This window comes from Hymenobacter sp. BT491 (assembly GCF_014349165.1).
GTDB lineage: Bacteria > Bacteroidota > Bacteroidia > Cytophagales > Hymenobacteraceae > Hymenobacter > Hymenobacter jejuensis.
In genome coordinates this window covers 227,855-246,830 of record NZ_JACSJJ010000002.1, presented here as the reverse complement: position 1 = coordinate 246,830, position 18,976 = coordinate 227,855, and the positions used below count along the sequence as shown (strand labels likewise).

General features: G+C 55.8%; 13 protein-coding genes. 4 read left to right on the top strand and 9 right to left on the bottom strand.

What is annotated here, in order from left to right; translation table 11 throughout:
• Nucleotides 1–45: 45 nt before the first annotated feature.
• From H9I52_RS06930 to H9I52_RS06915, 4 genes are all read right to left on the bottom strand, one after another.
• On the bottom strand, nucleotides 46–759 hold the full coding sequence (locus H9I52_RS06930) for a PD-(D/E)XK nuclease-like domain-containing protein (protein WP_187453266.1): 714 nt from the start codon (nucleotides 757–759) through the stop codon (nucleotides 46–48).
• 87 nt (nucleotides 760–846) lie between these two features.
• Nucleotides 847–2,751 (bottom strand): DUF294 nucleotidyltransferase-like domain-containing protein, encoded by a 1,905-nt coding sequence (locus H9I52_RS06925; protein ID WP_139516613.1) that lies wholly within the window; start codon nucleotides 2,749–2,751, stop codon nucleotides 847–849.
• A gap of 31 nt (nucleotides 2,752–2,782) precedes the next feature.
• A complete protein-coding gene (locus H9I52_RS06920) occupies nucleotides 2,783–3,448 on the bottom strand; it encodes an exonuclease domain-containing protein (RefSeq protein WP_187453265.1) in 666 nt (221 codons plus the stop codon).
• A gap of 75 nt (nucleotides 3,449–3,523) precedes the next feature.
• Complete coding sequence (locus H9I52_RS06915; protein WP_139516611.1) at nucleotides 3,524–4,570, bottom strand: LacI family DNA-binding transcriptional regulator; 1,047 nt, start codon at nucleotides 4,568–4,570, stop codon at nucleotides 3,524–3,526.
• Between the two features lie 342 nt (nucleotides 4,571–4,912).
• Here H9I52_RS06915 and H9I52_RS06910 point away from each other — a divergent pair, with 342 nt between their 5' ends.
• The 3 genes from H9I52_RS06910 (at nucleotide 4,913) to H9I52_RS06900 (ending at nucleotide 8,416) form a co-directional block, all read left to right on the top strand.
• Nucleotides 4,913–5,908 (top strand): arabinan endo-1,5-alpha-L-arabinosidase, encoded by a 996-nt coding sequence (locus H9I52_RS06910; protein ID WP_187453264.1) that lies wholly within the window; start codon nucleotides 4,913–4,915, stop codon nucleotides 5,906–5,908.
• A 252-nt stretch (nucleotides 5,909–6,160) separates the two neighbouring features.
• A complete protein-coding gene (locus H9I52_RS06905; RefSeq protein ID WP_187453263.1) occupies nucleotides 6,161–6,532 on the top strand; it encodes a group III truncated hemoglobin in 372 nt (123 codons plus the stop codon).
• Between the two features lie 330 nt (nucleotides 6,533–6,862).
• Nucleotides 6,863–8,416 carry an alpha-N-arabinofuranosidase gene (locus tag H9I52_RS06900; protein ID WP_187453262.1) on the top strand — a complete coding sequence of 518 codons (1,554 nt, stop codon included), beginning with the start codon at nucleotides 6,863–6,865 and terminating at the stop codon, nucleotides 8,414–8,416.
• Between the two features lie 234 nt (nucleotides 8,417–8,650).
• Here the strand turns inward: H9I52_RS06900 and H9I52_RS06895 are convergent, their stop codons facing one another.
• Nucleotides 8,651–10,399 (bottom strand): family 43 glycosylhydrolase, encoded by a 1,749-nt coding sequence (locus H9I52_RS06895; RefSeq protein ID WP_187453261.1) that lies wholly within the window; start codon nucleotides 10,397–10,399, stop codon nucleotides 8,651–8,653.
• A 171-nt stretch (nucleotides 10,400–10,570) separates the two neighbouring features.
• Between H9I52_RS06895 and H9I52_RS06890 the strand changes: the two genes are divergently transcribed.
• Nucleotides 10,571–11,734 (top strand): MFS transporter, encoded by a 1,164-nt coding sequence (locus H9I52_RS06890; RefSeq protein WP_187453260.1) that lies wholly within the window; start codon nucleotides 10,571–10,573, stop codon nucleotides 11,732–11,734.
• A gap of 25 nt (nucleotides 11,735–11,759) precedes the next feature.
• On the opposite strand, the gene H9I52_RS06885 is transcribed toward H9I52_RS06890, so the two are convergent.
• From H9I52_RS06885 to araA, 4 genes are all read right to left on the bottom strand, one after another.
• Entirely contained in the window at nucleotides 11,760–13,610 is a 1,851-nt protein-coding gene (locus H9I52_RS06885) for an NPCBM/NEW2 domain-containing protein (RefSeq protein ID WP_187453259.1), read from the bottom strand.
• Between the two features lie 81 nt (nucleotides 13,611–13,691).
• Entirely contained in the window at nucleotides 13,692–15,731 is a 2,040-nt protein-coding gene (locus H9I52_RS06880; RefSeq protein ID WP_187453258.1) for an alpha-L-arabinofuranosidase C-terminal domain-containing protein, read from the bottom strand.
• Nucleotides 15,732–15,741: 10 nt separating this feature from the next.
• Nucleotides 15,742–17,445 carry a sodium:solute symporter family transporter gene (locus tag H9I52_RS06875; RefSeq protein WP_187453257.1) on the bottom strand — a complete coding sequence of 568 codons (1,704 nt, stop codon included), beginning with the start codon at nucleotides 17,443–17,445 and terminating at the stop codon, nucleotides 15,742–15,744.
• A gap of 40 nt (nucleotides 17,446–17,485) precedes the next feature.
• Nucleotides 17,486–18,976, bottom strand: a complete 1,491-nt coding sequence (araA, locus tag H9I52_RS06870; protein ID WP_187453256.1) for an L-arabinose isomerase — start codon at nucleotides 18,974–18,976, stop codon at nucleotides 17,486–17,488.

The following is an 18,976-nucleotide window of genomic DNA, read 5'->3' as shown; positions in this document are numbered from 1 at the left end:
TTGCTTCGTGTATCTCCTTCTAATTCAGGTTATTGAGCGCTGCCGCTACTCTTCCGCCGTCTGGCCCAAGCTGCTCATGACGTCCTTCACGGCTTCGCTGAGGTACGACGGCAGCTCAGCCGCAGGCTGAATCATTTTCAGCAATCGCTGGTATTTGGCGCGGCCTTCGGCCAGCATGTACGGCGGCACTTCAACGGTGAAAATGCTGAACGGTTCCACCTTTTGCACCCCTACCAGCAGGAAACGATCGGCGTGCAAAGCATCGGTGTAGAAGGCTGCTTGCCGGTCGTAATCGTAGCCGCTACACTGAGACAAAAAGTGGTTGTAGTCGCGGGCCGCCGTAGTTTTGAAGTCCACAATGGTGTAGCCTTTATCGGTTTCGGCCGTGATCAGGTCGGCGCGCAACTTGCAGACGGTATTGGTGGTGGGCTCGGTGAAAATGCAGCTGGGCTCGGGCGTGCCGTTTTCCAGCAGCTTCAGCAAGTCGGGGTCCAGCTTCACGCCGTCTACCATCCACCAAATCAGGGTATCGTTGATGCCCGGCAGGCCCGGCTCGTACAGCTCAGGCTCCAGTAGCGCCGTGTGAAAAGCGGTGCCCAGGCCCAACGCCCCCGACATGGAGGTCGGCTTTTGGTAGCGCCCATTCAAGGCATCGCGCAAACGCGACAGGTCGGAGTTGGCAATAGCAGGCAGCGCCCGATAGTCGTCGTAGGTCAAACGAAGCAGATCGGGGCGGCGAAAAGAGTCGGTTATGGGCATAGATCTGTAACAATAAAAAGCCCTGGATAGCTCCGTAGCTTCTGAATTAATCCGCTTAATTCTGCCCAAACATCTGCCTAAAACGGGCTACAGGGTTTTGGTAAAGCTCACTTTGATACGGAGCTGAAAATCAGCGATTACCTTGAAAATCTCCTTGATGGTTACGCGCTCCACCTTAGTGAGCTTTTTGGGATCGATGTAGTTGTCGGGCTCCGATTTGTCGTCGATGATCTGGATGGCCTGCTTTTTCAGGCGCATGCCCATCAGGTAGTAGTACGATTGCAGCAGCTCCTGATACTCTTTGTCCGTGAACACGTCTTGCTCGCGCAGCGCCGCCAGCCGTTCGCCCGTGTTGGTGGCAAATACTTGATACTTAAGGGCATATACCCGCACCAAATCCACGATGGGCGTCATGGCCTTTTTCAGGTTGAACACCTGCTGATTGCCCTTCGCAAACGTGCGGATGTTGTTGAAAAACGTCAGCGGCGGCTCGTATTGCAGCGCGTTGTTGGCCATGTGGTAGAAGAATCGCTCCAGCGGCTTCTGCGATTCCTCGTTCAAAAACTCCTTGAGTTCGTCCATAATGGCCTGTTCGCCATACAGATAGCGGCAATCGAAGAAGGCCGAAAAGGTCTGGGCCGTTTCCGGCGTCGACTCGTGCATCCACGACACGTAGTTGCGCTTCCAGTGCGAAAGCGAGTGCGTCCACTTGGTATTTTTGGCCATGAAGCCGCCCTCGCAGAAGCTGAACCCAATGGAATTGAGGCGGTCAGAAACGGATTCGGCAAAACGCAGGAAATAGTCGCGCACCAGCTCGCGCTGTTCGTTGGCTTTGTCTTCGTAAATGATGGCGTTGTCTTGGTCAGTCAATAGCGTTTGCTCCTTGCGGCCTTCGCTGCCCAGCACCATAAAGACAAACTTGGCCGGCGGCGCCCCCAGTTCCGCGATCACGCCCTCGATCACTTTCTGCGCAATGGTATCGGCTACGGTGGTGATGACCTGGTTTACGATTTCGGACTTCACGCCCCGGCTCAGCAGTTGGTACACCATTTCGGGCACCTTCTCCCACCGGCTTTTCAGCTCGCGCACCGACTGCGCCAGCCTCACCGACTGGATGAACATAAACGGCGAATGTGCTTGGTCGCTCAGCAGCTGCGTCCGACTGATCATGCCCACGTACTCATCGTTGCGTTTGATGAGCAAGTAGCGCGTCTTGGTCTGGAACATGAGCAGAATGGCCTCGTACACGTAGGCGTCCGTGCTGATCGAAACGATCGGATTATCAAGCACTTCGCCTATCGGGCGCGTAACGTCTACTTGGCGGGCCACCACGTTGTCGCGCAGCGTAATATCGGTCACGTACCCGATGATGTGGCCTTCGTCGTTGGTTACAAACGAGCAGCTGTTGCGGGCCTCGGCCATGCGGCGGGCCACAGCATGAATAGGCGTCTGGTGCGGCGAAGCCACGATTTCGCGCAGCTCTACCGTCTCAATTTTGCGCGAATACAGCAGATCAGACGTGATGTAATTGCCCTCGCTGGCGTGCGACGGTTTCACGAAGTGCGCGTACTCGTCGTCGAGCATGCGCTGGCCGTACTGGGCCGTGAAGTAGTGAAAGAAATTATCGAAGCCTTGGCACAACGCCTTAAAGTCGTTGCGGTGAAGGAAATAAACGACCGTGCCTTTTTTGGCAATCACCGAGCGAATCGAGCGGCGCTTGTTTAGCAGAATGGAAATACCGCCGTAGCAACTACCTGGCTGATAATGCTTTATGAGACGCTTATTTTGATCGCTGTCGTAAAAAAACGCTTCGTACTCCCCTTCTACAATGATTTCCAGCCCGCGCAGCTTCGACACGTCCTGCAGGTACAGTACCGATTCTTTGTTGTGGGTCACTTCCTGCAACAGGTCGGCCACGCCCACCAGCACGTCTTCGGGCAGCAGGTCAAAGGGTTTTACGGTTTTGAGAAACTCTACTCGGTTATGCTGCATATAGCCAACTAATCAGAAGAATACCAAGGCCTTACAGGCCCAGCCACCGCAGCCAGCGGCGCGGAGGGCGCGGCGCCGGATACAACGAGCCCGAGTCGGGCTGCTGGTGCAGCACGATCTGCTCGTCAATATCGCCTTTACGCCACAATTCGAAGAAACACTCAGCTGTGGCCTGCACATCGACCCATGCATCATGCTGATTATTAAGCTTTTCATGAAACAACCGCTCGTAAAGCTGCCCTAGCGAGAGGTAGCGCTGCCGGCTGGGCCGCACAAATTGTGCGGTCACTTTCATGGTACAGAACGTGGGCAACTGCGGCAACGGGTTAATGAGGTCGCTCCGAAAAAAGCCCGCCCCGACCATGTGAAAATCAAGCTGCATGAAATGCCCTACCACCAACGGCCGGTACTCATACAAATCGTCTTGCAGCTGCTGAAGCACCACGTGCGGATCTTGGCCGTGCTGCTCCAAAAACTCGGGCGTGATGCCGTGAATTTGGCTTGACGTAGGGTTAATCGGGTGGTCGCCGATGCGCAGGTAGTGGTTTTCGCCCTTCACCCGCTCGCCGTCTTTGGTATACACCACCCAAGCCAGCTGCACGATGTAGGGCCAGTTGTCGTCCGCGGAATACGGCAGGCTCCAGTCGGCGGGCAGCCCCGACGTTTCCGTATCCACGAACAACAGATAATCTTTCACGTCTAGCAGGTCAAGTAGCCCAGGGGTAGAAAACTATAACCTGAGTGCCAGGCTCCCGGTTTTCAGATGTTGCTTCTACACCAGCACTTCGCTGCGCAGCGACGAAGTCCGGACGATCAGGTCGGGTTGCAGCACCACGTGGCGCGACTGGTGTTTGCCGCCTTTTTCCTCCAGCAGTTCCAGAAACAGCCGCACGGCCGACTGGCCCATCTGCTCGCAGCGCTGGTCAACGGAAGTGATCATGGGCTCCATCAGGTGCGTGAAGGTTTCGTTGCTAAACCCGACGAGCGCCACGTCCTGCGGTACGCTCATGCCCCGCGATTTGAGCAATTGCAGTGCTCCCATCACCGAAAAATCGCCGGCGCCAAACACCGCGTCGGGCGGGTTGGGCAACGCCAGCAATTGCTCCATGCTTTTCATGCCGGCTTCGAGCGTCATGTCGCAGTACACAATCAGCTCATCCTCAATGGGCAAGTTGTATTGTTGCAGGGCGTCGAGGTAGCCCTGACGGCGGTTTTTGTAGATGTTCAGTTGCTGTGGACCGGCAAAGTGCGCGATGCGCCGGCAGCCCTGCTCGATCAGGTGTTTGGTCGATTGGTAGCCGCCTTCGCGGTCGTTGAGCACCACGGCGTTCACATCGCCCGACTCCAGAATGCGGTCGAAAAACACCAGCGGAATGCCGCGTTTCTGCACCTTTTTGAAGTGTTTGAAGTCGCGTGTGGTGCGCGCCAACGACACCAAAATGCCTTCTACCTGCGCACTCATCAGCGTTTCGATGTTCTTGCGCTCGTGCGTTACGTCTTCGTTTGATTGGCAAATGAGCACGCTAAATCCTGCTTTGCTAGCCGCCGTTTCGATGCCATGCACCACCGACGGAAAGAAGCGCCCATCGATGTGCGGCACCATCACGCCCAATAGTTTGCTCTTGCCTTTGCGCAGGGCTGAGGCGAGGTGATTGGGCTGATAATTCCACTTCTTGGCCAGCTTTTGCACCCGCTTTTTGGTAGCCGGCCCAATGCTAAAGTGGTCGCTGAGCGCCCTAGAGATAGTCGTTACCGACACGCCCAGTTCCTTGGCCAAATCCGACATGGAAATCGGCGTATCCGATGAGTCTTTGCTCATGTTATTTCGTGAAGATTTACACAAATATTACGCAACGCTTTGCGTAAACCTAACTCTGGGTTCGAGCATTTTATTATAGTATTATCATATTTATATAAATATCTGATTATAAAGTATTTATGTGAAAAATTCATTTTAAGATGCAGCTATAAGATTACTTATTAATCCTAAAGCAGGTCCTTCAGACTGGCTAATTTCAACACAAATGGATCATTCTTCTGCATGCCCGGCACTGGAACTGCTAGTCATACCGAAACATAAATAAACACAAACGATTGTGCAAACCAACTAGCCTTTATACTTTGTGAGCATAACCTCGCCCGCACCCTCACTTCATCGCTTATGAAAAACCTGCTGACGGCATTGGCTTTCGTTCTCTGCATAAGCCAGTTAGCTACCGCTCAGGACACCAAATCCAAAGGGCTGATTCCGGCCCACGATCCGGTCATGATTCGGCAGGATGGCACGTATTACATGTTCTGCACGGGTACGGGCATTGCCATGTGGTCGTCGAAAGACATGCAGACGTGGAAGCAGGAGAAGCCGGTGTTTGCCGCGGCGCCAACCTGGGCGGTGCAGGCAGTGCCGGGCTTCCGCAACAATCACATTTGGGCGCCGGATATTTCGTTTGCCAACGGCCAATACAACCTGTTTTACTCAGTTTCGGCCTTCGGCAAAAACACATCCTGCATCGGGTTGGCGACAAACAAAACGCTTAATCCGGCCTCGCCCGACTACAAATGGGTCGATCACGGCAAGGTCATCCAGTCGGTGCCGGGCCGCGACATGTGGAACGCCATCGACCCCAATCTCGTCCGCGACGAAGCCGGCAAGCCGTGGCTGGCCTTTGGCTCGTTCTGGAACGGTATCAAGCTAGTAAAGCTCCAAGATGACCTGACCAAAGTGGCGCAGCCCGAGCAGTGGCGCACCGTCGCGAGCCGCCCCCGCGACCCTAAACTGACCGATTCGCTGGCCGGCGATGCCGCCATCGAAGGGCCATTCATCTTCAAGAAAGGTGGTTATTACTACCTGTTTACTTCCTTCGACTACTGCTGCCGCGGCCCGCAGAGCACGTACAAAATGATGGTTGGCCGCGCCAAAAACGTTACCGGCCCCTACGTCGATCGTTCGGGCGCGGGTCTGGAACAGGGCGGCGGCACGCTCGTGTTGCAAGGCGACAGCAACTGGTATGGCGTCGGGCACAACTCAGTCTATACTTTCGACAACACCGATTACCTCGTTTTTCATGGTTATGACGCAGCCGAGAAAGGCCGGCCCAAACTTCGGATCGAGAAGCTCAACTGGGACAAAGAAGGATGGCCCATAGTAGCAAAATAAATATGGCAATGGAACGAATAAAGAGGACAATTCATTGGAGGTTCTGAGCTATATTTGCAACGTATATTGGAAAGCTACCCCCCAAAACTCGTCTGTAACTTGTTGATCTTGAATTAGAACTCACAATTCAGGATCTCAACTCTGGCTAGCCTTCCGTATACGTCTAGTTCGACTCGCAAAAGGCCCTTTTGTTGAGCTGCAACTTGGCTTCGGTTCTCTCGTATTCTCTGCACCTTTTTCCTTTCTACTGCTATGATTACAACCAGTACTCCGGACATTCGCACGGAAGCCGACATCAAGACGCTGATCAATTCTTTCTGCCAGAAAGCCAACGGCGATGAGCTACTCGCGCCGCTTTTCTCAGCCGTCGCCCAGATTCACTGGCCCAATCACCTCACGGGCATGTATGACTTCTGGAGCAGCGTATTGCTGGGCACCAATCGCCACGCCGGCGATCCCATCCCCCGGCATTTGGCTTTGCCCGCATCGGGCCCGCACAGCCAGCGTTGGATCTCTCTGTTTTTCAAGGCCGTAGAGGACAATTTCACAGGATCGAAGGCCGAAGAAGCGAAGAAGAAAGCCAAGTCCATTGCGGCACAGATTCAGCAAAACACGCTTCGCTAAACCCGCTTCCGAAAACGTTATCCTTCTTATAGCAAACACCCGCGTCGGATGGTATCCGGCGCGGGTGTTTTTGTTTACGGCCACAGCATGTGTGCGTATTTCCTACATTTCGTTATCGAGTAATTGGACGTAAGCATACCTCATAACCTATTTATAATCAAGTATTTATGGATAAGTACCGACACTCATAGTGAGATAAAACTTGGCTTTTTTACACAAACGATTGTCTTATCATGTGGGGCTTTCTACTTTACAGGCTCAAACTGATCGCTTGGGCCGGGGCTTCCGGCTGCTTTCGTCCGACACTCACCCTTCTTTCTTTCCCACACTATGAATCTGAAAAAAGCTGTTGCTGCGACGGGTTTCTGCTTCGCAGTCTCCTTTGCGTCGCTGGCGCAAACGGTAAGCATGAGCGTGCAAGCCGGCGACCCTAAGTTGCAGATTAGCAAAGACATATACGGGCACTTTGCCGAACACCTCGGGCGCTGCATCTACGACGGATTCTGGGTCAGCGAGAGCCTAAACGTGCCGAAGAAAGACCGCATCCGCATGGATATTGTCGAGGCGCTCGTCAAAATAAAGGTGCCCAACCTGCGGTGGCCGGGCGGCTGCTTTGCCGACACCTACCACTGGCGCGATGGCATAGGGCCGCGCGCCCAACGCCCCCAATTTATCAACACGACGTGGGGCGACGTGGTGGAAGACAACAGCTTCGGCACGCACGAATTTCTGGAACTCTGCGACCTATTGCACTGCGATCCGTATCTGGCCGGCAACGTGGGCAGTGGCACGGTGGAAGAAATGTCGAACTGGATTGAGTACCTGAACTCCGACAGTGAAAGCCCCATGGCCCGGCTACGCCGCCAAAACGGCCACCCCGCCCCCTATAAAGTAAGCCTGTGGGGCGTGGGCAACGAGAGCTGGGGCTGCGGCGGCAACATGACGCCCGAGTTCTATGCCGACCAATACAAGCGCTACGCTACGTTCGCCAAAACTTACCCCGGCGCGCCCAAACTGAAGAAGATCGTTAGCGGAGCCAATGGCGACGATCTCAACTGGACTGAGGTCTGCATGAAAAAGATTCCGGTGGATCAGATGTGGGGCATTTCGCTGCATTACTACACGTTGCCTACTGGTAACTGGAGCAAGAAAGGCTCCGCGACGAGTTTTGATGAGCAGCAGTACTTCAACACAATGAAGAACTGCCTGAAAATGGACGACATCGTAACCCGAAACGCGGCCATTATGGACAAATACGATCCGCAGAAAAAGGTCGCGATGGTCGTGGACGAATGGGGCGTGTGGACCGACCCGGAGCCGGGTACCAATCCGGCGTTTCTGTATCAACAAAACACGTTGCGCGACGCGCTGGTAGCCGGCACCACGCTCAATATCTTCAACAACCACTGCGACCGCGTGCGGGTCGCCAACCTCGCACAGGCCGTAAACGTGCTGCAAGCGCTTATTCTGACGGACAAAGAAAAAATGCTGCTTACACCCACCTATCACGTTTTCGACCTGTATCAGGTACACCAGGACGCGCAATATTTGCCCGTGAAATTTCAGAGCCCTGACTACGTGCTGGGCGGCCAAAAAATTGCGGCCGTCAATGCGTCGGCTTCCAAGGATAGCAAAGGCGCCGTGCACATTTCGCTCGTCAACCTCGACCCAAACAAGAGCATTAAAGTAGAAACGGCGCTGGCCGGCGTCAACTGGAAAACCGTTACCGGCCAGATCCTGACTTCCGCCAAAATTACCGACTACAACACTTTCGACAAGCAGCCGACCGTGAAATTGGCTCCCTTCAAGGGCGCTAAAAAGCGCGGCAATGACTTGGCCGTAGAGTTGCCAGCCAAATCGGTAGTGGTACTGGAAATCAAATAACCTTGGAGGCGCTCAATTGCCTCTCCAAGGCGAGTAGGCAATAGCAAAGCGCACAATGAAATTTTTAAAGCCCCAGCGGCGCGACTCTTCCGTTCAACGGATTGCGTCGCCCCGCTGGGGCTTTGGTTTGACTAACGTGGCTTCTTTCCTAACCTTCTGCTTTGCTAATGCAAGTTGTGGACGTTGTTTCCCCTACTCGTCTTTTAGACCTCGTGTCCGTAATGGCTGAAGCTATTACTGAACTACCACTTTCTGGGTGGAAATGGCATTGCCGCTTCTCACGCGCACCATGTAAAGCCCGGGGGCGATAGCTGCATCTACCGACAGCTTCGTCTGACGCCCGAATTGCTGCTGATGAACCAAGCGGCCCTGCAGATTCAGGATTTCCACGCTGGTTTCACCTCGGGTGCCTGCTGCGGTCAAGTCGACTTCAAAGCGCCCCTGCACGGCCGGCACAGGGTAGATGGAGACTCCTTTTAAGGTATTAGCCGCTGCTGAGGCCAGCGTTGCACCGGGGGCGTTTACCAGCCAGCGCTGGCAGTTGCAGCCGTTGTAATCCCAAAGGCCCAGCTGCGTACCCGCGTCGCGCGAGGCGAAAGGCACTTCCACCACGCGGTTGCCGTCGACGGAGGAGAAAACAAAGCTGCCGTCGCTGGCCCGCTCGATTTTGAAACGCTGGCAAAAAGCCCCCGAATACGCCCCAAGTAGCAACTTAGCGCCGGCGGCTGGTGAGCAATCCTGCGTTCCGGCCGCCAGATCGCCAAGCGCGTTGGTGAGCTTGTAGTCGCCGTTGCCGAGGGCCGTGATGTTCCACTGCTGGCAGTTCTGGCCCGTTTTGGTGCCTTGCGCAATCGCTTGGCCGGCCGCACCAGAGCAGCCCAGAGACTCCCACACAAGACCGCTGTTTTGATTGGCAATCTCGTAGCGGCCTGCCGCCAGCCAATCACGTGAAATGACGGGCCACGCGTCGTTGTCCCAGGCCAGGGTACCAAGGCTCAGGCGCGGCGCGCCGTTGGTTTCGGCGTCGTAGTAGTGGTGACTCAGGTAGTTAGCGCCGTTCTCCTGAAACAAGCCCACACAACCTGGCCCGATGTATTTGCCTGATGACGACAGAATGGTAGTGCCGCCGCCGTTGTTGAGGTCGACGTTGCTTTTGTCGAGGTAAGGACCGGTGGGGCTAGTTGAGCGGCCCACTTGCACATGGTACGTGCTGTTGACGCCGTTGCAGCACGCGCCCCGGTTGATAAACAGGTAATAATAGTTGCCGTTGCGCACCACATACGAAGCCTCTGCATCGCCGCTGGCTAATGGAAAGCGGGTAGAATTCGCCGGTTTACCGGTGGTTTTGTCGAGCAGAGCGGCCCGGATACCACCGAAAAATGAGCCGTACGTGAGCCACAAATCTCCGTTGGCATCGGTAAACAAAGCCGGGTCGATGGCATTGACATCGCTGCTGCTGTTGGTCGAAACCACTTCACCTTGGTCCTGCCAACGGTAGTCGGGGCTGTTGGGGTCGAGCGTGGCGTTGGTAGCCAGCCCAATGGCCGAAACCTTCGAGCCAAACGTCGAGCAGGAGTAATACAGGTAGTATTTTCCATTCATGAACTTGCATTCCGGTGCCCAAAAAGTACCTTGAAAACCAGGCACTTTCGCATTAATCCAGCCGGGCCAGGCATTGGCCGCAAACACCGGCTTCGGGCCCGGCGTCCAGTTGATCAGGTCAGTGGAATACATGCCGTATACTCCGTCCCCCGTCGTAAATACCCAGTAGGTATTGCCACTCTTGACAATCGTAGATGGATCGTGGCACTGCGTAGCGCCTTGTAGTGCAAATGATTGATTTACAGATATATATAAAACAGCAATCACCAGCATAGTAGCCGTCCGCCACCACTTGCGGCTGCCCACTAATTTTGAGATAGCAAATAACTGCGCTAAATGGTCGTATCTACTGTCAGGCGCTAAGGGTAAAGTAATTTTCATAAGTGGGGAATTGTGTAGATGAAACCAGGCCCAGAATCAAGCGCAGAACAGAGTTTAATTTTGGGCTTTCAAGCAGGGTGATGCTGAGTATACTGCAACTTAACAATCTAGAAAGCCAAACACAAACGATTGTGTAGTTTACCACCCGATTACAACTAACAACCTATCCTTGTGCAGCCAAACCAGAAGAATCGAGTTGCGGTTAGTGCCCTGTTTTTTGTGGCAGGTCTGTGTTTTGCGAGTTGGGCTTCCCGCATTCCCGACATCCGGCTGAAGCTGGGGTTGAGCGAAGGCGAATTAGGCCAACTGCTTCTGGCCATGCCAGTCGGGTCGATGCTGGCGCTGCCGCTGGCCGGCTGGCTGGTGCACACCTACGGGAGCCGGACAGTAGTATTGGGAGCCGCGCTGCTTTACGCGGCCTTCCTGCCCCTGCTGGGTTGGGCTACGGACTTCTGGACTGCGGCCGTGGCGCTGGCTTTCTTCGGTGCGGCCGGCAACCTCATCAACATCTCTGTTAATACGCAAGCCATTGGGGTTCAAGACGTTTACGGCCGTCCCATCATGGGTTCTTTTCACGGCCTGTGGAGTTTAGCGGGCTTTTTGGGCGGCGCGTTGGGGGCGTTATTGATTGGCTGGGGACAGACGCCGCTTACTCACTTCCTGCTCGTGGCGGCGGTCTGCGCCTTCCTGACCCTGGCCGCCAACCGCCACACCCTGCAGCACGAGAGCAACGACAGCACCGGCAGCAGCGGCCTTACCTTGCGCAGACCCGATCCGTACCTGCTCCGCATCGGCCTGATTGCCCTCTGCGGCATGCTCTGCGAGGGCTGCATGTTCGACTGGAGCGGCGTGTATTTTCAGAAAGTGGTGCACGCCGAAAAAGCCATGGTTGCCAGCGGCTACGTAGCCTGCATGAGCACCATGGCCCTAGGCCGATTCGTGTCCGATTACTGCACTCACAGGTTTGGGGCCACGCGTATGATGCAGATTAGCAGCCTATTAATAACTATCGGCCTGTTACTTGCTGTGGCTTTTCCCTATCTCGTACCGTCGCTTATCGGGTTTTTGCTGGTGGGATTCGGCATTGCGTCGGTCACGCCGCTTTCGTACAGCGCTGCGGGCCGGGCCACTACCGTTTCGCCCGGCGTGGCGCTGGCCGTAGTCTCGACGCTGGGGTACCTAGGCTTTCTGTTTGGGCCGCCGCTCATTGGCTTGCTGGCCGAAGCTTTCAGCCTGCGCGTGTCCTTTACCCTTGTAGCAGTGATGGGGATGCTGGTTGGTATTCTGTCGGCTGTTGGCGCGGCGAAGGGAAAGGCCCAGCCTGTCGAGGCCTAAGGAATTTCTGTGCCCTGACTCTCGCTTACTTCTGCTTTCCTTTGGCGGCCGAGATGCGGTAAAATCCCGCACCATGGCGCCGGATGTAAGGCGCGAATTCACCTTTGAAAGCGCCGATGTTCTTGCCCGTCCAGAGGTTGCGGATGGTGCAGGAGCCATCGAAGCCCAGCTGCTTGAGCGGCACAGCTATCCGCGCTGAGTCGGGTGGCATGGGCTTAAAAGGGCTTTTGGTGAACACCAGAAAATTAACGGTGCCGCCCACATTTTGCGACGCGCCGGCATTGTCGAGGCCCGCAAGGGCTTTGAAGCGCGTGTACCCAGCGGGCAAGTCGTACTCGATTATAGAGTTGGCATGCGTACCGATGCCAGTCTCATATTTTTTGCCCGCCACCATCAGGTCGGCGCCCGAAACGCTTTTATTGGTGCTCACCTTGCCCCAACCGGCGGTGGCCTTTGTCCAGGTTAGCGAGGTCAGCGGCAGGGTTTGGGTGTCGTTGGAGAGCGTCGGAGTAAGCCAGTCGGCGTGGTCCCATGCGGTGTCGTCGCCACCATCGCGCACGTTCAGGTAAAGTTTTTGCGCGCCAGTAATGTCGATATCCACTGCTTTGCTCTGGCCAGGCGTTTGCCGATTAAGCAGCCCGCTGGCCCAGGCGGCTTCGCTTTCGTCGGCTAGCTGCTGATCGGAAGCGTTGAAAAGCGCCAAGTACTTGTCGCCAGTTTTCGGATCGTCAGCCGTCCACCCGATCAAGTCTCCGTTTCTGAATAACTGCTTGTTATTCTTACTGTTATGGTGCACCGCCAACACTTCCTTGTTGGTAATCAGCGACAGTGTAAAAGCGTCATTGCTGGGCAAATCGCCACCAAACATGAGCGGCGAGCGAAAAATCGACCACAACGTCATCAATGTATACTGCTCATCCTTCGTGAATTGCGACATGCGGTCGTTGCCCCGCTCGGCCCGGATGCCCAGCCGCCCCAAGGGCAGCATGTCTGCGTCGGGCCATGCGCCGGTCATGATGTAGGGCGCCCAGCGTTCGCACACGGCAAAATGCTCTTTGAGCTGGCCCCAGCTATCCCAGAAGTCGCCTACGGTGCGCCACATATTGGCGTGTTGCTGCACGTGTTTGGCCTGTGCAATGGGCGTTTCGCCTGGCGACGTGCTGAGTACCATCTTGCGCCCCGACAGGTCGATGGCCTTGCGGATCATCTCCACTTCCGGCGCGTGATACGGCGACGACAAATCATCCACTTTCACAAAATCGACGCCCCAGGAAGCATATAGTTTGAACAGCGAATTGTAGTACTCCTGGGCACCGGGTTTGCCCGCTACCACCGTGTACATGTCGTGCAGCCAACCCGCCTGGCCTTCTTTGGAATAGATATCGGCCGCCGTAGCGGTACTTCCCAAAATCGGCAGCTTGCGGTTCACGGCTACCACGGGCACTCCGCGCATGATGTGAATGCCGAATTTGAGTCCTTTGCGGTGCATGTAATCGGCTAAGGGCTTGAATCCTTGCCCATTAGCAGCTGAAGGAAACCGATTTACCGCTGGCGTAAATCGACCGTACTTATCAATAGAGAAATCGGGGTCTTTCTCGTTGTAGCCGTGGGCTGTGTCGTTGCCCACGTACCAGCGAATGTCCACCACCACGTATTCCCAGCCGCTGGTTTTGAGGTATTTGGCCATATAATCGGCATTGGCTTTTACCTCGGCTTCGGTCACGGTTGGGCCGTAGCAATCCCAGCTGTTCCACCCCATCGGCGGCGTGGCGGCCCACTGGTGAAAATCAGTTTGCGGTTTGACGGCTTGCGGGAAGGCTGGCGTAGCAGCGGCAAGCAGAGAGAAGCCAATCAACGCATTGGGTAAATACTTCATTATCAATTAGTTATTGATAGATAAAAAGCTGGTTTCCCGCCTCGACTGAAGCGGGAAACCAGCTTTTAGTTTTACTCTGATTTAGCGCCTACCAGGGATGCGCAATACCGTGAAGGAGTTCGGAGCCAGCGTGTAGGTTGTGGTAGCGCCCGCCGAAAACTTCTCCTCTTTAGGCGACACGTTGGTTGGTTGATCGAGCGTGTTCACCGCCTGCAAGTCACTGCTTGACAACACGATGGCTTTACCAGCTTTGCCTACTTTTTTAGCGCCAGTAAGGCTGATTTTTACCGGACGCGGCGAAGAAGAGTAGTTCACCAGCTTCACCACGATTTCGCCGGCTTGGTCGTCGGCGACGGCGCTGGTGAAGAGGTTATCCTGGCCATTCTTGTTTTCTACGGGCAGCATCGTGGTGCCTTTGTTGAGGCTGAACAGCTTCTGCACGTAGTAGTTAGGCGTACCGTACGAGCGCAGGTTGTCAAACCAGATCATGTTGGGCGTCCACTGCCACGCATCAACGTGGGCAAACATCGGGGCGTACGAGGCCATGCCCACTACGTCGGCGTTGCGTTCCAAACCCGTCATGAAGGCCGCTTCCGAGATGGCGCAATCCCAAGTGTTTTTGTTGTCGGGGCTGCCAATAGCCACACTTTGAGCGGCGTACTCACCTGCAAAAATCTTGGGGCCGGTGCGCGCATATTTGTCGTAGCGATCGACGTGCTGCCGGAACCAGTCGGGCTTGGCGTAGTAGTGCTCATCTACGTATTCCGCTTTCAGCTCCGCCAGACGTTTGCTGGCTTTATCGAACAGTTCGCCGTCGGGGCTGGGGCCGGCGCTGCTCACGATCTGAATCGCGGGGTACTTGGCTTTTACGGCCTTTGCAAACGGCTCGTAGCGCTCGAGGTACTGTGGGCCCCACTGCTCGTTGCCGATGCCGATGAGCTTGAGGTTGAAAGGAGCCGGATGGCCCATCGCCACGCGTTTGGCGCCCCATGTGCTGGTAGCCGGACCGTTAGCAAATTCGATGAGGTCAAGCGCATCCTGAATAAAGGTTTCCAGCGTGGGGTCATCGGCGTTGGCTGTGGCATTTGGCCCTCCGGCTGTGCTGCTCATCGGCGCCAGCTCGGCCGAATTGAACTGACAAGCCATGCCCACGTTTAGAATAGGAAGTGGCTCAGCACCAATATCTTCTGCAAGCTGAAAATATTCAAAGAAGCCCAACCCGAACGATTGGTAGTAGTCGGGGGTGGAGCGGTGCTTGAACTCCATGTTCCAGCGGTTGATGAGCGGCACACGCGAGGCCACGTCGCCAATGGTTTCCTTCCATTGGTAGCGCTCGGCCAGCGTACGGCCTTCCACGATGCAGCCGCCAGGGAAGCGCAGAAAACCCGGTTTCATGTCCTTGAGCAGCTGCACCAAGTCGGTGCGCAGGCCGTTGGGGCGGTTTTGCCAGGTGTCTTTCGGAAACAGCGACACCACATCGAGGTCGGCAGTACCGGCCCCGTCGAGGGTAATCTTTAGGTGGCCCCGGCTGCTGGTAGCCGAGGGCCGGAGCGGCACTGCGTACTTTTTCCACTCGTTTGTCAGGCCCGAAATTTGGGCTTGCGCCAGGGAGTTCCCCTTTTCGTCTTCCAGCGTCACAGTCAGTGCACTGACGCTGCCAGGACCGCGCCGGGCATACAGCGAAAACGTGTATTCGGCGCCCTGCTTGAGGCCCATGCCGCGGAAGCCTTCGTTGGTCAAGCCAGCATCGGGGCTGGCCGTGCGGGTGGTGAGGCGCACGAAATGCGAGTTGGTGGCGCTGATGGGCTGCTGGTTGAGCACGGCGTAGGTTTCGAGACCCGCGCCGCCTTTCAGCGCTTTCCACCCAACCAAGTGCTCGGTGGTCTCAAACGACTTGTTCTTCACCAACTCGGGGTACAAACCTCCGTCGGCGGCGAAGTTGATGTCTTCAAAAAACAGGCCGTACATGTTCTTCGGCACCGGTTTGCCGGGCTTGTTTACTTGCACCGTGACGGTGGTTGGCGCGGTGGTTTGAGCCTGGGCAGTAGCGCTCGACAACAGACCAAGCGCCAAGAGGCTTTTCGCAATAGCTTGCGCAGAATGGGCGGAAATGTTCAGCATAAGTATTTGATTACCAAAATTTTGCGTACAAAGCCGTAATCAGCATGAGTGTCACGACAATCAGCGACATAGTTTGCGGACTCACGCGGAACATGCGCACGTCGAGATGCAGGGCTTTCGCATTGACCACCGGCCCAACCAGGCTCATACCGATCATTAGCAGAGCGGTGAAAACGAATGACCAGCCCATGCAGATCAGGAAGGGGATTTCGTAGCCGCCGTGCCCGTTGGGCAAAGCCGACCAGAGCAGCGTTTCGTTGCCGAACCAGGCCGGCGCGAAGTTGTTGAAGAACACCGACAGCACGAAGCCCGACAGGATGCCGGCGATGGCCGCCGAAGCAGTGGTGCGCTTCCAGAACATGCCCAGCACGAAGATGGCCACGATGCCGGGCGAGATGAAGCCCGTGTACTTCTGGATGTAGGTGAAGCCGCCCGCGCTACCGATGCCCAAAAGATCTTCCCACGTTAGAGCAATCCCCAAGAACATGGCGGCAAAAATGGTGACGCGTCCGATCCATACCTGCTGTTTTTCTGAAGCGTCGGGCTTGAGATATCGCTTGTAGATGTCGAGGGTGAAGATCGTCGAGATCGAGTTGACTTTGCCGGCCAGCGAGGCCACAATGGCCGCCGTGAGCGCCGCCATCGACAAGCCTTTCAGGCCGTTGGGCAAGAACGTTAAGATCGCGGAATAAGCGTTGTCGGGGTTAAACTGGCCCGTGGCCGAGGACATTTCCTGCTGCAAACCACCGTTTTTGTAAAGCACGTACGCTGCAATGCCGGGCAACATCACGATAACCGGCATGAGCAGCTTGAGCAGGCCGGCAAACAGAATCCCGGTGCGGGCCGTCTTGAGGTCGGCACCCAGAGCGCGCTGCGTAATGTATTGATTACAACCCCAGTAGTTAAGATTTACAATCCATTGGCCAGCCAAATACATCGTCAGGCCGGGGAGCATCAGGTACTTATTGATCTCGCCTTGCGGAGCGCCAGGGTCGGGTTTGTGAATGATCATGTGAAAGTGATCGTTGGCGTCGTGCATCAACGCCCCAAACCCAGCTATTGCATTGCTACCCAGGCCAAAGCGTTCGCTCACCAGCGTAAGGGCCACGTAGGTAGTGACCAAGCCCCCGATTACCAGCACCACCACCTGCACCACGTCGGTATACCCAACCACTTTCATGCCGCCCAGCGTGATGATGAGCGCAAACACGGCCAGGGCCACCATAATCAGGTGAAAGCTGCCGCCCCCGATCAGGTTGCTGATGGCCAGCGCTCCGAGGTAGAGGATGGAAGTCAAGTTGACGAGCACGTACAGAAACAGCCAGAAGACGCTCATAATCAGGCTCAACGTAGAGTTGTAGCGCTGCTCCAGAAACTGCGGCATCGTGAAGATTTTCTGCTTCAGATACACCGGCATAAAGAACACCGCCACAATGATAAGTACGATGGCGGCCACCCATTCGTAAGCGGCCACCGCGGCACCCACCGTGAAGCCGTTGCCGGACATGCCAATGAATTGCTCAGCCGAGATATTGGAAGCGATCATGCTCGCCCCGATGGCCCACCACGTCAGCGAGCCTTCCGCGAGAAAGTAATCCTTGGTGTCGGTCTGGGCTTTCTGCTTGCTTTTGTAGACGTAGTAGCCATAGGCCGACACCCCCACAAGGTAAACGAGGAAGACGCCTAAGTCGAGGACCGTTAATTTGTTCTGCATGAGGTAGATAGGAGCAGCAAATCAAATATGGATAGTATCTCTATCGCCCGCCAAAAGCGACTTCGTTGTAGCGCAGCTCGTTTTTGAAGGTGCGCAGCTTCGTTTCGTCGTCGATGAGCACGTATTCGATACCGGCCATTTCGGCGAAGTCTTCCAGGTATTCCGGGGTCAGGTTTTGGCTGAAACCGGTGTGGTGTGCCCCACCGGCATAAATCCAGGCGGCCGCGCCGGTATTCAGGTCCGGCTTTACCTTCCACAGCACGCGCGCTACCGGTAGCTTCGGCAATTCCTGCTCCGGTTCCACAGCTTCTACCTCGTTGACGATCAAGCGGAACCGGTTGCCCAAATCGACAATCGTTGCGTTCAGCGCCGGGCCAGCCGGGCAGTTGAACACCAGCCGCACCGGATCGGCTTTGCCGCCAATGCCCAACGGATGTACTTCGGCGCGCACCGTGCCGGTCGAGATCGTGGGGCAGATTTCGAGCATATGCGAGCCCAATACCTGGTTGTTGTTGGGGGCGAAATGGTAGGTGTAATCCTCCATAAAGGAGTTGCCGCCGGGCAACCCCGCTCCCATCACTTTCATGGCGCGCACCAGCGCTGCCGTTTTCCAGTCGCCTTCGCCGCCGAAGCCGTACCCATCGGCCATCAGGCGCTGGGTGGCAATGCCCGGCAATTGGGCCATGCCGTGCAGATCCTCGAAGGTATCGGTAAAGCCTTTAGCGCCAGTATCTTGCAGGAAGCGCCTCATACCCAACTCGATACGTGCCGCCTCGCGCAGGGAGCTGCGCATGCCGCCCTCCGGCTTGAGGGTATCGGCCAGCTCGTATTCGGCTTCGTAATCGACCATCAATTCCTCAATCTCACCGTCGCTTACGGCATTGATCACGGCAACCAAATCGCCGATGCCGTAGGTATTCACGGAGTAGCCAAACTTGATTTCAGCTTCTACCTTATCTCCTTCAGTAACAGCCACATAACGCATGTTGTCGCCGAAGCGCACAAAGCGGGCGCCCTGCCAGTCGGCCCAGGCACTGGCCACGCGCGACCACACGCTCAGGCGCTCATGCACCGCAGGGTCTTGCCAATGCCCCACCACTACCTTGCGGTTCAGGCGCATGCGCGTGCCGATGAACCCAAACTCGCGGTCGCCGTGCGCCGACTGGTTGGTGTTCATAAAGTCCATGTCGATGTCGCCCCACGGAATGTCGCGGTTGAACTGCGTGTGCAGGTGCGCCATTGGCTTTTGCAGAATTTTCAGCCCGTTGATCCACATTTTGGCGGGCGAAAACGTGTGCATCCAGGCAATCAGGCCCACGCAGTTGGGCGTGGTATTGGCTTCCTGCATCAGCTTGTAAATCTCGTCGGGGCCGGTCAGCACCGGCTTAAACACGATTTTGATGGGCAATTGCTGGTTCAGTGCCTCGGCGATTTGTTGGGAGTGCTCGGCCACCTGCTTGAGGGTTTCGGGGCCGTAGAGGTGCTGGCTGCCGGTGATGAACCAGGCTTCGTATTGCTTAAGATCAATCAT

Excerpts from the sequence above, each read along its gene's own strand:
- H9I52_RS06930 (WP_187453266.1), bottom strand. The coding sequence starts at position 759 with ATGCCCATAACCGACTCTTTTCGCCGCCCCGATCTGCTTCGTTTGACC.
- H9I52_RS06925 (WP_139516613.1), bottom strand. The coding sequence starts at position 2,751 with ATGCAGCATAACCGAGTAGAGTTTCTCAAAACCGTAAAACCCTTTGAC.
- H9I52_RS06915 (WP_139516611.1), bottom strand. The coding sequence starts at position 4,570 with ATGAGCAAAGACTCATCGGATACGCCGATTTCCATGTCGGATTTGGCC.
- H9I52_RS06910 (WP_187453264.1), top strand. The coding sequence starts at position 4,913 with ATGAAAAACCTGCTGACGGCATTGGCTTTCGTTCTCTGCATAAGCCAG.
- H9I52_RS06905 (WP_187453263.1), top strand. The coding sequence starts at position 6,161 with ATGATTACAACCAGTACTCCGGACATTCGCACGGAAGCCGACATCAAG.
- H9I52_RS06900 (WP_187453262.1), top strand. The coding sequence starts at position 6,863 with ATGAATCTGAAAAAAGCTGTTGCTGCGACGGGTTTCTGCTTCGCAGTC.
- H9I52_RS06895 (WP_187453261.1), bottom strand. The coding sequence starts at position 10,399 with ATGAAAATTACTTTACCCTTAGCGCCTGACAGTAGATACGACCATTTA.
- H9I52_RS06885 (WP_187453259.1), bottom strand. The coding sequence starts at position 13,610 with ATGAAGTATTTACCCAATGCGTTGATTGGCTTCTCTCTGCTTGCCGCT.
- H9I52_RS06880 (WP_187453258.1), bottom strand. The coding sequence starts at position 15,731 with ATGCTGAACATTTCCGCCCATTCTGCGCAAGCTATTGCGAAAAGCCTC.
- H9I52_RS06875 (WP_187453257.1), bottom strand. The coding sequence starts at position 17,445 with ATGCAGAACAAATTAACGGTCCTCGACTTAGGCGTCTTCCTCGTTTAC.
- araA (WP_187453256.1), bottom strand. The coding sequence starts at position 18,976 with ATGATTGATCTTAAGCAATACGAAGCCTGGTTCATCACCGGCAGCCAG.